This is a genomic window from Martelella lutilitoris (assembly GCF_016598595.1).
Lineage (GTDB): Bacteria > Pseudomonadota > Alphaproteobacteria > Rhizobiales > Rhizobiaceae > Martelella > Martelella lutilitoris_A.
On record NZ_CP066786.1, the window covers coordinates 4,080,191 to 4,094,554 of the forward strand.

General features: G+C 61.8%; 13 protein-coding genes. 8 read left to right on the top strand and 5 right to left on the bottom strand.

The features are described 5' to 3' along the window. Nucleotides 1-202 precede the first annotated feature (202 nt). From JET14_RS19280 to JET14_RS19300, 5 genes are all read left to right on the top strand, one after another. Nucleotides 203-1,180 carry a TRAP transporter substrate-binding protein gene (locus tag JET14_RS19280; RefSeq protein ID WP_200335693.1) on the top strand — a complete coding sequence of 326 codons (978 nt, stop codon included), beginning with the start codon at nt 203-205 and terminating at the stop codon, nt 1,178-1,180. Between the two features lie 117 nt (nt 1,181-1,297). Further along, a complete protein-coding gene (kduD, locus tag JET14_RS19285; protein ID WP_200335694.1) occupies nt 1,298-2,059 on the top strand; it encodes a 2-dehydro-3-deoxy-D-gluconate 5-dehydrogenase KduD in 762 nt (253 codons plus the stop codon). A 220-nt stretch (nt 2,060-2,279) separates the two neighbouring features. Next, nucleotides 2,280-3,371 carry a glycoside hydrolase family 88/105 protein gene (locus JET14_RS19290; protein ID WP_200335695.1) on the top strand — a complete coding sequence of 364 codons (1,092 nt, stop codon included), beginning with the start codon at nt 2,280-2,282 and terminating at the stop codon, nt 3,369-3,371. Then, the gene (kduI, locus tag JET14_RS19295) at nt 3,371-4,207 is read left to right on the top strand and encodes a 5-dehydro-4-deoxy-D-glucuronate isomerase (RefSeq protein ID WP_200335696.1); all 837 of its coding nucleotides are present in this window, start codon (nt 3,371-3,373) and stop codon (nt 4,205-4,207) included. The genes JET14_RS19290 and kduI overlap by 1 nt, the downstream gene beginning before the upstream one ends. Continuing rightward, nucleotides 4,207-6,702 (top strand): hypothetical protein, encoded by a 2,496-nt coding sequence (locus JET14_RS19300; protein WP_246750383.1) that lies wholly within the window; start codon nt 4,207-4,209, stop codon nt 6,700-6,702. The genes kduI and JET14_RS19300 overlap by 1 nt, the downstream gene beginning before the upstream one ends. A 59-nt stretch (nt 6,703-6,761) precedes the next feature. Here JET14_RS19300 and JET14_RS19305 read toward each other — a convergent pair whose 3' ends face one another. After that, complete coding sequence (locus tag JET14_RS19305; protein WP_200335698.1) at nt 6,762-7,793, bottom strand: LacI family DNA-binding transcriptional regulator; 1,032 nt, start codon at nt 7,791-7,793, stop codon at nt 6,762-6,764. Nucleotides 7,794-7,969: 176 nt separating this feature from the next. Here JET14_RS19305 and JET14_RS19310 point away from each other — a divergent pair, with 176 nt between their 5' ends. Then, nucleotides 7,970-8,473 carry a TRAP transporter small permease gene (locus JET14_RS19310; protein WP_200335699.1) on the top strand — a complete coding sequence of 168 codons (504 nt, stop codon included), beginning with the start codon at nt 7,970-7,972 and terminating at the stop codon, nt 8,471-8,473. A gap of 1 nt (nt 8,474) precedes the next feature. Continuing rightward, on the top strand, nt 8,475-9,797 hold the full coding sequence (locus tag JET14_RS19315; RefSeq protein ID WP_200335702.1) for a TRAP transporter large permease: 1,323 nt from the start codon (nt 8,475-8,477) through the stop codon (nt 9,795-9,797). Nucleotides 9,798-9,883: 86 nt separating this feature from the next. Here JET14_RS19315 and JET14_RS19320 read toward each other — a convergent pair whose 3' ends face one another. Both JET14_RS19320 and JET14_RS19325 read right to left on the bottom strand, forming a co-directional pair. Next, entirely contained in the window at nt 9,884-10,405 is a 522-nt protein-coding gene (locus tag JET14_RS19320; RefSeq protein WP_200335704.1) for a DUF6653 family protein, read from the bottom strand. Further along, entirely contained in the window at nt 10,402-10,962 is a 561-nt protein-coding gene (locus tag JET14_RS19325; protein WP_200335713.1) for a phosphatase PAP2 family protein, read from the bottom strand. Before JET14_RS19325 ends, JET14_RS19320 begins: the two co-directional genes overlap by 4 nt. Before the next feature lie 277 nt (nt 10,963-11,239). On the opposite strand from JET14_RS19325, the gene JET14_RS19330 reads away from it, so the two are divergent. Beyond that, nucleotides 11,240-12,427 carry a helix-turn-helix domain-containing protein gene (locus JET14_RS19330; RefSeq protein WP_200335715.1) on the top strand — a complete coding sequence of 396 codons (1,188 nt, stop codon included), beginning with the start codon at nt 11,240-11,242 and terminating at the stop codon, nt 12,425-12,427. A 21-nt stretch (nt 12,428-12,448) separates the two neighbouring features. Here JET14_RS19330 and JET14_RS19335 read toward each other — a convergent pair whose 3' ends face one another. Continuing rightward, nucleotides 12,449-12,988, bottom strand: a complete 540-nt coding sequence (locus JET14_RS19335; RefSeq protein WP_200335717.1) for a hypothetical protein — start codon at nt 12,986-12,988, stop codon at nt 12,449-12,451. A gap of 70 nt (nt 12,989-13,058) precedes the next feature. Beyond that, nucleotides 13,059-14,360: an alpha-amylase family glycosyl hydrolase gene (locus JET14_RS19340; RefSeq protein WP_200335718.1), complete on the bottom strand. Its 1,302-nt coding sequence runs from the start codon at nt 14,358-14,360 to the stop codon at nt 13,059-13,061. Between the last annotated feature and the right edge of the window lie 4 nt (nt 14,361-14,364).

Consider the following 14,364-nt stretch of genomic DNA (forward strand, 5'->3'; position numbering starts at 1 on the left):
CGGCAAACACGCCCGGGGCAGATCGCGCTTCGCCCACGCCTTTGTTCTTGCGAACCACATCCCGCCAAATCCCAAGAGCATGAAATTTTCTTTCATATTGAGAATATAATTTCATCCTGCATAATGATTCCCATCTTCTCCGTTTGCCTTTGCGTGTAAGCGCCGCGGCAGCGGACAACAATGTGCCACAGGGAGTGAGACAATGAAGACAATGACATCCGCACTGGCCGTATTGGCCGCAGGCATGACGCTAGCAGCCGGTTCGGCCGACGCCGCCGTTCGCCTGAAGCTGGCCGACGCGCTGGCAGCCGATCATCCCACGAGCGTGATCCTCGAGCAGTTTGCAGAAGAGGTCGAGGAGAAGACCGATGGCGAGGTCAAGATCCGGCTCTACATGAACGGCGTTCTCGGCTCCGAGCGCGAGGTTCTGGAGCAGGTGCAGAACGGCGCTGTGGACATCACTCGCGTCAGCGCCGCCAATCTGGAAAACTTCAACCCGATCTACCAGGCCTTCACGCTGCCCTATCTGTTCAACAGCCAGGAGCATTTCTACGAGGTCATGGACGGTCCGATCGTCGACCCGGTCTACCAGGCTTCGCTCGACAGCGGCTTCATGGGGCTCACCTATTTCGACAGCGGCGCCCGCTCGTTCTACACCAAATCGAAATGCGTGGAGACGCCAGACGATCTCAAGGGCCAGAAGCTGCGCGTCATCAACTCGCATACCTCGATCCGGATGGTCGAGCTGATGGGTGGCATTCCCACCCCCCTTCCCTATGGCGAGATCTACACCGCCCTGCAGCAGGGCGTCATCGACGGCGCGGAGAACAACCCGACGGCGCTGACGCTCGGCCGTCACGGCGAAGTGGTCAAGTGCTATTCGCTGGACGAGCACCTGCGTATTCCGGACTTCCTGGTGATCTCCAAGACCGCGATGGACAAGCTGACGGATGAGCAGATCGCCATCATCAAGGAGGCCGCGGTCAACGCTACGCAGGCACAGAAGAAGGTCTGGAACGAGGCCGTTGACGAGGCCATGCAGCAGATCGGGGAAATGGGCGTCACCATCGTGACCCCCGACAAGGCGCCTTTCCAGGAAAAGGTTGCCCCTCTGATCGAGGAATACAAACAGGATCCGGCAATCGGCCAGTTGGTCGATGCCATTCAGAACGCTCAATAAGGTCCCCCCGGACATGACGGCAAAGGCGCTTCTTGTCTCATAGAACAGGGAGCGCCTTTTCTTTTCCAGACGTTGCTGCCGCAACGTTTCCCCTCATCAAAAGACTGGAAGAACCCCATGATCACCGATGATTTTCACCTTTCCGGAAAAACGGCCATCGTCACCGGCTGCGATACCGGCCTTGGCCAGGGCATGGCCGTGGCTCTGGCGGAGGCCGGCGCGGATATTGTCGGCGTCAATATCGTCGCGCCGACGGAAACGATCGCCAAGGTCGAGGCGCTCGGGCGCCGTTTCGTATCGATCGAAGCCAATCTGATGAAGCAGGATGACATTCCCGGTATCGTGGAAACGGCCGTCCGTGAATTCGGAAAAGTCGATATTCTGGTCAACAATGCCGGGATTATCCGCCGCGAGGATGCCGTCGACTTCTCCGAGAAGGACTGGGACGACGTGATGAACATCAACATCAAGAGCGTCTTCTTCCTCTCCCAGTCTGTCGCCCGCCAGTTCATCGCGCAGGGCCATGGCGGCAAGATCGTCAACGTCGCCTCCATGCTGTCGTTCCAGGGCGGCATCCGGGTGCCTTCCTACACCGCCTCGAAAAGCGGCGTCATGGGCATCACCAAGCTGTTGGCGAATGAGTGGGCGCATCACGGCATCAACGTCAACGCCATCGCGCCCGGCTACATGGCCACCAACAACACCGCGGCGCTCAGGGCCGACGAAGAGCGCAGCAGCGAGATCCTCGGCCGGATTCCGGCCGCGCGCTGGGGCCTTCCCCGCGATCTTGCCGGGCCGGTCGTCTTCCTCGCCAGCGACGCCTCCTCCTATGTCAACGGCTATACCATCGCCGTCGACGGTGGCTGGCTCGCCCGCTGAGGCCGTGCCTGCTTGCGGATCGCCGGTCAGGCGGTCCGCTTTCAACACGCTTCACTCAGAAAAATGCGGCGGCGCGCATCGGCGCGACGGCTTCTGCGCGTAGCTGAGCGCGGCACGGCATGCCGCATCACATCCTGATATGAAATATTCTTTCATATTTCGCAATTAGTTTTCATGATGCATGATACTGCCATCATGATCCTGCATCGGAGGAAAACCCGTGCTTTCCACTAAGCAACTGAAACACAAGATCGAGCTGCTGGTTGATGGCCTGAAGTCGCTGCGCGACGAAGGTAAGTTCAACGAACCGAATCTCGACGGGACCGCCGGCGACTATGTCAGCTTCAACGCCTGGGAATGGCCGCAGGGCGTCGGCCTCTACGGTCTCGCCCAGATGTGGCTGAAGACGGGTGATGCGGCGGTAAAGACCCTGCTCGAGGATTGGTATACCGCCCATATCGAGAAGGGGTTGCCGCCGCAGAACGTCAACACCACCGCGCCGCTTCTCGCCCTGTCCCTGCTGTGGCGCAAAACCCGCGATCCACGCTGGGAAGCCCCGATGAAGGACTGGGCGGACAAGATCCTTACCGAAATGCCGCGCACGCGCTGCGGCGGTTTCCAGCACAATGTGTCGGACAAGATCAATGACGACGAACTGTGGGACGACACGCTGTTCATGGTGGCGCTGTTTCTGGCGAGCTATGGCGAAGGCGCGGGACGCCGCGACCTCGTGAGCGAGGCGGCCTTCCAGTTCCTGGTGCACACGCATTATCTGGCCGAGCCGGAAACCGGGCTCTGGTTCCACGGCTGGACCTTTGACGGCAACCACAATTTCGCCCGCGCCCGCTGGGCACGTGGCAATTCCTGGATTTCCGCCGGCGTTCTCGACCTTCTCGAGCTTGCCGAACTCGATGAGGCCACCAAGCGCTACCTGACGGAAGTGGTGAAGGCGCAGCTTGAAACGCTGATCGGCTATCAGGCGGCAAGCGGTGCGTGGCACACGCTGGTGGACGATCCGTCTTCCTATGAGGAAATCTCCGCCACCGCCGCCATCGGCTATGCACTTTTGAAAGGCGCGCGACTCGGCATCGGCCCGGAAAGCTGGCGCGATGCGGGCCTGAAGGCGCTCGCCGTCACGCTCGACAATATCGGCGAGGACGGCATCGTCGACAATGTGTCCTATGGCACCCGCATGGGCCACGATCTCCAGTTCTACAAGGACATTCCGATCCAGCCGACCGGCTATGGCCAATCCATGGCCCTGCTGCTCTTGGTCGAAGCCCTCAACATTGCCAAAGCGGAGGAAGAATAATGTTTGAAGACACACGCTATTCCGTTTCCCCGAAAGACGTTCGCGGCTACAGCAACGAACGCCTGCGGGAGGAATTCCTCATCGACAACCTGTTCGTCGCCGACAAGCTGCAGATGGTCTACACCCATGTCGACCGGATGATCATCGGCGGCTTTCTGGCGGTGGACGGCGAAGCCGAAATCGCCGACGGCGCCGCTGTCGGCACGCCCGGCTTCTTCGATGCGCGCGAGATGGGCATCGTCAATCTCGGCGGCACGGGAACCGTGACGGTCGACGAGACGGTCTACACGGTCGAGCATCGCGATATCGTCTATGTCGGTCGCGATACCAAATCCGTCCGGCTCGCCTCCGAGAGCGCCGCCGCGCCGGCGGCATTCTATATGAACTCGGTGCCCGCCGGCTATGCCGTGCCGTCGGCGCTCATCCGCAAGGCCGATTCCAAACCCATTACCATGGGCGACGAGGCGCATGCCAACAAGCGCACGCTGCGCATGTATATCCACCCGGAAGTCTCGCCGAGCTGCCTGCTTTTGATGGGCATTACCGAGCCTGCGCCTGGCAGCATCTGGAACACCGAGCCGCCGCATGTCCACGAACGCCGCATGGAAGCCTATGTCTATTTCAACATGGCGCCCGAGGACCGGGTCATGCATTTCATGGGCGAACCGAAGCAGGTGCGCAATATCGTGGTCGCCGACCGCCAGGCCATCCTGTCGCCGGCCTGGTCGATCCACATGGGCGCAGGGACCGGCCCCTATTGCTTCGTCTGGGGCATGACAGGGGAAAACAAGGCCTATAACGATGTGACGCCCGTTGCCGTGAAAGATCTGCTGTGATGGCCCAAAATGCACAAGACGGCGCGATGCGCCGGCCCCTGACCAACGGTTCGCCGGTCTGCTACTGGCACATATCGGCGATCGCCGAAGCGGAATACAACGTGCCCGACACCACCATGTCGGGCCATATGGATGCGCAGTTCTTCCTTACCAAGGAAAAGAACTTCATCCCGCACGAATATCCCTGCCGCACGCAGTTCGTCAGCGAGCGGCGCGGCAAACGGCCCGTGATCGTCGAAAAACAGGAACCAAGCCGCATCTGGACGCCGTTCGGCTCGCCGCGCGTCGACCTGTCCGGTTTCTGGTTCCGGGCCACCACGGTCTCCGCATGGGCGGAAACCCGGATCGAGGCGAAGGCGGCAGGAACGGCGAGGCTCAAGCTCAGCTGCTGCGGCGGCGCCATCCTCTTCGTCAACGGCGAAGAGGCAGGTTTCATGAGCGTCTACCAGCGCAATTTCGAAACCGAGCAGGCGTTCGAGGTCGAACTGAAGGCCGGCCTGAACGAGATTGCCGTGTTCTTCGATGATCTCGCCGAACGCGACGCCCGCTATTTCTTCGAACTCGACTATTGCGACGGGCCGGAGGCCGCTGTCTCTCTCGATGTGCCTTGCGAAAGCGGACCTGCCGACGAGATCGAAAACATGCTGGACACCATGCATTTCGAGCAGCCGGCCTATTCCTCGGGAACTGTCGCCTTTCATTGCCCGCAGACCGTCAGCCGCGACCTCGATGTCGAAATCATGGTCGCGGGCGATTTTCTCGCCGAAGAGCACGACACATTTACGACCCGCCTGCCCGCCGGTTCCGCGCGACTGGTCGTCGGCGACGTGTCGTCGTTCCACAGCGATTTTCGCCATTTCGACGTGCGCCTCAGCGCCGGCGGCCTGACGCTTTCGCGGCCGTTCACAGTCGAGATCGCACGCTGCGAGGACCAGGGCGAGCCGCCCGAAAGCCTCGACGCCCGCATCGACGAAGCGCTCCGCCATGTCGCCGAGAATGGTTATGCGGATGCGATTTCGGCGCTGGCGCGGCTCGGGCTTGGCCAGGGCGATGCCCGCACCGAAGCGATGATTTCCGTTTCGCTGCCGAAGATCGAGAACTGCCACGACTGCGCCGATTTCCACCTCGTACCGCTGCTGTTCGGGCGGATCCGCTATGGCGATCTTCTGTCGGAAGAGATCCGGGCGCGGATCGACGCGGCTACACTCAACTTCCGCTACTGGCTGGATGAGCCCGGCAATGACGTGCAGTGGTATTATTCGGAAAACCACGCGCTGCTGTTCCACACCGCCGCCTATCTGGCCGGGCATTTTCATGCGGACAAGACGTTCGTTCGCGCCAATGTGACGGGGGCCGAACAATCCGCACGTGGCGCGGCACGGCTGAGGGACTGGTTCGACCATTTCGAAAAATGGGAAATGGCCGAATTCAACTCGGTTCCCTATTTCCCGATCGACCTCAAGGGCCTGACGACGCTCTACGCCCTTGCCCATGACGAGGATATCCGCGCCCGCGCCGGCAAGGCGATCCTGCGGCTGATCTCTGTGGTTGCCGCCTCCGCCCATCACGGCACGCTGACCGCCGCCCAGGGCCGCTCCTACGAGCACACGCTGATGGCCGCGCGCACGAGCGAGCTTTCCGCGATCGCGCGGGTGCTGTGGTCACGCGGATATTTCGGCCGCACCTTCCAGACGCTTCCGCAATTCCTGCTCTGCCTGCGCGATTTCGACCTCGTCATCCCGGAAGGCAATGGCGACACTGCCTGCATGTCCGGCGCGGGCGGCCAGGAATGGACGTTCTCGCAAGGCGAAAACCGGTTTGCCCATCTCTACCACTACAAGACCGCGGAAACGGCTATGGGGTCGCTTGCCCGCTATCGCTGGGGCGAATGGGGCTATCAGGAAACCGTGCTGCAACTGCGGATCGGCCGCAATCCCGATGCGCAGATCTGGGTGAACCATCCCGGCGAGGTGATCCATTGCGGTTTCGGCAGGCCCTCCTACTGGGGCGGTTGCGGCGCGCTGCCGCGTGTTCACCAGTACCGCAATCTGGCCGTGGTTCTGTTCGAAACCCATGAGGGACAACCGGATTTCAGCCACATCTGGTTCCCCGCACGGGCTTTTGACGAAACCATGGACGGCACGCACTTTGCCTGCGCGCGCTCCGGGCATGGCCTTGTCATGGCAACCGGCACGACGCCGCTCCTGCCGGTGACGACCGGCCCGACAGCGGGCATGGAAATCCGCCAGAACGGGCGCAAGACCGCCTGGCTGTTCCGGCTGGCCGACAGCGGAGAGGTCGAAGGCGGGCTTGCCGGCTTCTGTCAGCGTTTCGAAGCCCTGACCTACGCCCTTGCCGAAGACGGGACCATCACCGTCGACGATCCGGATTATGGCGCGGTCGCCTTCGGACCGGATGGCACGATTGCGGCGGAGGGGCGCAGCCTTAACCCCGCCGACTGGACGATCGAGGGCGCGATCCGCCGCTTCGACTAGGCGGTTCGAAAAATGCCGGCGGCGGCGCTCTCAGCATCCGCCGGCGCGCTCTTCTGGCCTCAGCCCTCGCCATCCTTCGCACGCGCCGTCGACCCGCGTTCGGTCAGCGAACAGGACAGTTCCGTGCGGCGCGACAGGAAGGGTTCGTTGTCAAGAAGGTCGCGCATCATGTCCAGCGCCGCCGCTCCCATCTCCTGCATCGGGATCTGAACCGTGGTCAGCGGCGGATCGAGGAAGTCGCTTTGCGGCAGGCCGTCTATCCCCATCACCGAAACATCGTCTGGAACAGACAGGCCGAGTTCGCGCAAACCGAAAATGGCGCCGGCCGCAAGGCTGTCGCCGGCCGCGAGAACCGCCGTGAAGGCGTTGCCCTTTTCTCCGACATGGCGGCGCATCGCCTCGATCGCAGCCTCCGGCGTCCAGTCGGTCGCATCGACCACGAGATCGCGCCAGTGGACGCCCTCGATCGTCTCGATCTCGTCGCGCCAGCCTTCAAGACGCCGCAGGATGGTGCGCCGGCCGGGGCGGGCGAGAAACAGGATGCGGGAATGACCGAGCGATTTCAGGTAGCGCGTGGCAAGGGCTGCGGCCGCGCGATTGTGCGGCGCGATGCTCGACAGCCGCATCAGCGGGTCGTCGCCATTGACCAGCAGAACGGGCTTGCGGAACGCGCGCGCCGGCACCAGCATCTCATCCTCATCGATGGTCAGCATCAGCACACCGGCGATTTCGGGATCATCGGCAGCCTCGTCCAGCATGCGGCGCTCATCGTCCGCGTTCGAAATCGCCTTCGTCGACAAAGACAGGCCGAGAACCTCGGCGCGTTCGCGCATGCCCTCCAGTACGAATGCCGTGAACTGGTTGCGCTGATAGTCGATCATGGCGCTGGCGCTGGCCGCGACAACGACCTTCATGCCGGCAATCGACATGGGCACGTGATAGTTCTGGGACTTGGCGGCCTGAAGGATTTTCTCCCTCAGCTCCGGCCTGACCCCCGGCGTTCCCGACAACGCCCGCGACGCGGTGGATGGCGAGACGCCGCAATAACGCGCCAGGTCGCTCAGCCGTAGACGTCTGCTTTCCTTTTTCATCTGCAATCCTCCGTTTGACACAGTATGAAATATTCTTTCATATGGCGCAATCTTTTTTCATGATGCATGATATCATCAAAGCGACCGTGCGGGGAGGACACCTTTGCGGCCGCACCAGAAGAACAGTCCCGAACGACGCCGCTCCGCCTCCGTCGTGGAGGACATGGAGGACATCCATGATAGACAAAACAAAACATGCTCTGGAGAGCGCCCTGCTTTACCTGACCTCTGCCATGCTCGCGATCATGGCCGGACTGATGCTATGGCAGGTTTTCACCCGCTATGTGCTTGCGTCTCCGGCGCTCTACACCGAAGAACTTCTCCGCTTCATGATGATCTGGATGGCCTTTCTCGGATCGGCATATGCCTTCGGCACCCGCCAGCACCTGTCGCTTGTCTTTGTCATCGAGGCGCTCAGCGGGCGCAAGAAGCTGATCCTGATGCTGATCAACGACACCGTCGTTCTGGTGTTTTCGGCGTTCATCCTGTTTCTCGGCGGCATAAAGGCCGTCACATCCTCGATGACGCAGTTTTCGCCGATCATGCGCATTCCCATCGGCGAGGTCTACCTGATCATGCCGATCGCCGCCGTGCTGATCTTTATCCTTCAATCGCTGAACATGATCATTCTCATCCGCGACAGCAACCGGGCAGCCCTCAAGCCGGTCGGGAGCCTCTGACATGGACTTTATCTTCGACTATGTGGACGAGACGGTTTTCGCGTCCGTCCTGCTCTTCGGCCTGTTCTTCCTGATGCTGGCCCAGGGCATTGCCATTTCCGTGGCGATCGCCGTGTCCTCCATTCTGACCGGCCTGTTCTTCCTGCCGCCAAGCGTCGCCTTCTTTGTCGCCACCCAGAAGATGTTTGCAGGCGTCGATTCGTTCACGCTGCTGGCAATCCCCTTCTTCATTCTTGCCGGCAACATCATGAACAAGGGCGGCATCGCCATCCGGCTGGTGAACCTCGCCAAGCTGATCGGCGGACGCCTGCCGGGCTCGCTTGCGCACACCAATGTGATCGCCAACATGCTGTTCGGTTCGATCTCGGGCTCGGCGATCGCTGCGGCCGCCGCCGTCGGCGGAACCATGGCGCCATTGCAGAAGAAAGAGGGCTATGACCCGACATTTTCGGCCGCCGTCAACATTGCCTCGGCGCCCTCCGGCATCCTGATCCCGCCGAGCGGCCCGCTGATCCTGTTCTCGCTGGTCTCCGGCGGCACCTCAATCTCGGCTCTCTTTATCGGCGGCTATGTGCCCGGCCTGCTCATGGGTCTTTCGGTGATGATCGTCGCCGGCATCATCGCCAAGCGCCGGAAGTTTCCGGTGTCGGAAATCCCCGGCCTCGGCGAAGCGGCGAAGATCGTCTGGCAGGCCCTGCCGCCGCTGCTGATGGTCGTGGTCGTGATCGGCGGCATCGTCATCGGCGCCTTTACGGCAACCGAGGGTGCAGCCGTCGCCGTTCTCTACTCCTTCGTTCTGTCGCTGATCTACCGGCTTGCCACGTGGCGGGAATATGTCGACGTCCTGAAGAGCTCCATGGTCACCAGCGCCGTCATCCTGTTCCTGATCGCCGCCTCCGGCGTGATGTCCTATGTGATGACGATCACCGGCATTCCGGACGCGATCGCCGAGGCGCTTTTGACCTTCGAAAACCCGATCGTGATCCTGCTGATCATGAATATCTGCCTGCTGATCATCGGCTTCTTCATGGACCTGACGCCGGCAGTGCTGATCTTCACCCCGATCTTCCTGCCGATCGCGCGGGAAGTCGGCATGGACCCGGTACAGTTCGGCCTGATGATGATCTTCAACCTCGGCATCGGCTCAATGACGCCGCCGGTGGGCTCGGTGCTTTTCGTCGGATGCAGCATCGGCGGCGTGAGTATCGAAAAGGTGGCCAAACCTCTGTTGCCGTTCTTCATAACGCTGATGATCGCGCTGCTGATGATCACCTATATTCCGGCCCTCACCACAGGCCTGCCGCGCCTTCTCGGGCTAATGTAAGGGTTGCCCCCTGCCGGGATGACACAATAGGCCGCGGCGTTCTGCGCCGCGGCTTCTCTTTTCCAGAAGGCGAAACCGCGCGCAATTCAGGTCGTCCGCTCGCTGTGCGACCAGGCGGCATACTCGGCGTTGACCTTCTCCATATCGCTGTAAAGCCAAGCCATGCGGTCGAGGAACCAGAGCTTGAGCAGCATGGTCAGCGCCATGCCGGAAAGCGTGGCCCATAAATCGAGCCAGATCAGGCCGGCGATGAAGATGAGCCCGGAGACGGCCGAGAGCGCGTTCAGGATTGTCCCGGCGCGCTCATGACCGGCGGGAATGGCCACGCTTCCGCGCTTGAGCCAGACCCGTTCGCCGAAAATCCCGCGCGTCATCCAGCTATCCTTGCGTTTGGGCGGCGGGAAAATCCTGGGGTTCAGCCAGACCCAGGCAAGGGCCGCGATGGCGGGCAGGATGGCCCAGGGGCCGATCAGAACCCGGCTCCAGGCGGCAAGCGCGATCGCCGGCAGCACTGTCAGCCGGCTCCAGCCGCTCCACGGATTGGCGTGGCGCTGCCAGGTGCTGCCATCCATTCCCATCAGCTTTTCCGCATATTCGGCAAGTTTCATCGGCCGATGCTCTCCCTGCTTGTACCCGCAGCCATCCTGTCGTCCTTTCGTTTGCGCGCCAGTCGTCGAAGCCGTCCAGTGGCCTTTCTGAAGCCGCGCTCGAACAAGAGCGCCCAGAGCGCCCCGGCAAGAACCTGCCAGAGGTTATGCGAATCCGATTCGATGCGCGAGCCGCCGACAAAGAACGCCGCCAGTATGACCACTGTTTTCGTCACCGGCGATTTTTCGATGCAGGCATTGATGAGGCTGCTTGCGCCGAAGCTTGCCGCCGCCATATGGCCGGAAGGGAACCCGTGAAGGCTCCCCGAGGGGCGGATATTGATCCGGGCGCCGCCAAGCCCCCATTTCGCGAGGTGCACCGTGCCGAGCATCGCCAGAAAGCGCGCGGCATAGTCTCCGCCGCCCCCGGTCGCGATCCGGCAACCGAAGGCGGCGACCGGAAGCCCGATCTGCAGGTTGTCGCCGTAGCTTTCGACCGTTTTCTGCGAGAGGCAAAGCGACAGCGCCAGAACGGCGATGACGAGGATGTTTCTGTAATGGAGTAGGCCTTGCTTCAAATGTCCAATCCGTGACTGTTTCAATCACGGATGCGCTAGGACGCAGACGCCGTCGCGTCGTCCTGTCCGGCAGGCGAGGACACCGGAGAAGCCGGAATTTGCGGTTATCGGCTGGCTCCGCTAGATGTGGGCTTTCAGGAGGTTGTCCTTTCGGACGCACAAAGGACGCTCTAACCTATTGAATCTACGCATCGTGCTTTCCGAAAATCGATTCCGATTTTGGGGCCGATGCGCTAGAAAGATCTCTCAAAGACCGAAACAAACGCCGACACCACCCTTGATCGACCAGTTCGAAACCATTGCCGATACGGCGCTGCCGGTCATCGCGCTCTATTCGGCCGTGCTGGCCTTTGGCCAGACGCGGTTTCACACAAGCTCCCGGCTGCTCGGATGCCTGTTCCTGCTGGTCTTCATCATCTCGCCCCTGCCCTTACGTTTCGACGAGAACACGCTTGCGGGACATGTCTATTCCTCGCTGGTGTGGGGGCTGTTCGCGCCGGCAAGCACATTGCTGGCGCCGCTCTTTTATTTCTATGTTCTGGCGCTGACGCGGGAAGGGCCGCCCCGCAGACCGTCGATCCGGCATTTCATCCTGCCCGCCCTTGCCGCCGTCGCCGGGCTCGCCATGGCCCTGCTGCCGGTTGCAACGCGCAACGGCCTGTTTTCCGCCGCCGAAACCGGAACGCCGCTGCCGGTGGCGCTTTCCGTTTTTGTCGTCATCTGGCGATTGCTCGGGCCGGCAACTTTTGCGCTTTGGCTGGTTTATGTCGTGCTGATGTACCGGAGGCTGACGGGCTACCGCAAGCGGCTCTGCGATCTCTATGCCAGCACCGAGCGGCTGGAGCTCTACTGGATCAACTGGCTGATGGGCATGGTGGCCATCTACGCCCTGCTCAACCTCGTCGACGCCGCCCTTCTCGACCCCCTGGGCTGGACTGTTGTTCCGGTCGCCATCGACCGCCTGTGGTCGCTGTTGATTGTCATGGTTCTGGGCGTCTGGGGGCTACGCCAGCGACCGGGCCTTGTGCCGCCGGACGCAGCCCAGGCAAGGACAGGCGAAAGCGGCAAATATGAAAGAAGCGCGCTGTCACGCGAGATGCAGCAGCGGATCGCGGAGAAGCTCACCGCCGTCATGACGGACGAACGGCTCTACCGGGACGCCAATCTCTCGCTCTGGTCTTTGTCTCAGCATATCGGCGTTGCGCCCAATTATATTTCGCAGACGCTGAGCGAAACGCTTGGCCAGTCCTTCTACGCATTTGTCAACGGCCACCGCATCGGCGCGGCCAAGAGGCTTCTGGTTTCCGAAACGCAAACGGTTCTCGAGATCGCCTATGATGTGGGCTTTAACTCCAAGTCCGCTTTCTACACCTCGTTCCGGCGCATGACCGGACAAACGCCTGCGGCCTTCCGCAAATCGCAGAGAACGGACGACGGCGCAGACCCGAGCGGCACCTCGGGCTAAAACTGTCGGCCTGCCTTTTCTTCAATCGCGGGAAGCGGAAACGCCGCGCCGGCGTTGCACAGCCCAGAGAACCAGGAAAACGAGGACGAGCCCGTAACCGGCGCTGTCGAAGACGGACTTGGCCATCGTCAACCGGCTGGCGGTCTCGACCTGTTCGGGCTGGAGGATTGCCGGCCCGGCGAAAAGCATGGCCCTGACGGCGGCGTTTTCCAGATAGTCGAACACCATCCCGATCACCGGTATTGCGGCAAAGCAAAGTTTCCAGAACCGGGTGAAGGGCACAAGCCGATAGAGCGCAAGACCAAGCCCAAGCGCAAGCGCTGCCGGAAAGACAAGATCGAGATGCTGCTGCGGACCGAGATAAAGCGCCCGCCCGTTCTCCGACAGCGCCGACAGGAAGGCTTTCGCTTCGCCGAACGTATAGCCGCCCGGCCGCATATCGAAAGGCGGGAGGCCGCCAGCGGCCCGGCTGATCGCCGGCAACGTCCAGAGCGTCATGGTTGCGTAAAGACAGGCCGCAATCGCCAGGGCTGCCCAGGCCGTCATACTGATGCGTTTCATGGTGTCTGCCTTCATTGGTTTCCGCGCTACGGTGTCTTTGGCATCAAACAGCGCGTTTGGGCCGATGAGGTCAACACTGCGCTGTCGACAGAATGGCCCAGCCCTTTGCCCCCAGATGCAGCGATCCGGCGCCGGAGAGATGCGCATCCCGCCCCGCAAGCACCGTTTTTGCCTCCGGCACGGCAAAGGACGCCGGTCCGTCGAGATTGAGAGCCAGGAAAAGCCGCCGCCCGTCATGCGCCAGTTCGAGGAGGAGCCGGGTGTTCTCCAGCCGCAGGACCTTCGTGCGCGCCCTGACAAGCCAGGAGTGGCGGCGCCTCACCCCGATCAGTTCCTGATGGCGGCGGTAGACGGACCAGCCATCCGACCAGAGATCCTGCGGACTTTCGGGAAAGGCCGGGCGAACCGCGTCGTCGCCGCCCTCGCCTTCCGTCTTGATGCCATGGAAGGCCTGCTCGTCGCCGGCATAGACCGAGGGAATGCCGCCGACCGTAAACAGCACGGCGAGCGCCTGTTCCAGCGTGCCGGCGTCCTCAAGGCAACTCGCCAGCCGCGTGACGTCGTGATTACCGACAAAAGTCTGCGGAATGAAATGATCGAGAAAGCCGTTATGCCGGTCGAGCGCCCAGCTCAACTCGAAGAAATTGCGGTCGTTGAGCGCGCTCCAGATGGCTTTCCAGAGTTCGTACTGGGTCACGGAATCGACGCCGCTCATTTGGACGAATCCGGCATAGTCGCCATGGATCATCTCGGCGAAGATGAAGGCGTCGGGGTGGCGGTCGCGAACGCCCGGCAGCACACGCGCCCAGAATTCCGGCGCCATCACGTAAGCCGCATCGAGCCGCCAGCCGGAAGCCCCGCGGTCGAACCAGTGGAGCATCACCGTGCGGACATAATCCTCGACCGCCGGATTTTCCCCGTTGAGCGCCACGAGACCGTGGTGCCCCTCGAATGTGGCAAGTTCGCCTTCCGGCATGAAACGAAACCATGACGCTTTCGACGACGACGCGCCGCGCTCCAGCACATCGCGGACAAAGGGGTGGCTGCGCCCGACATGATTGAACACACCATCGAGCACGACCCGCAGGCCACGTGCGCGCGCCTCAACGATCAACCTGTCGAAATCGTCGTCATCGCCGAGCCGTGGATCGATCCGGAAATGGTCGGTGGTGTCGTAGCCATGGGTCGCTGAGGCGAAGATGGGGCCCAGCAACAGGACGGAAGCGCCGAGTTCGACGGCGTAATCGAGCCATTTCAGCAGATGGTCAAGCCTGTGCTTAAGCGGCGTATCGGCATCAGGGCGGATTGGCGCCCCGGTGAAGCCGAGTGGATAAAGGTGCCAGAAAACGGCGTGCTCAATCCATGAGGACATCGGT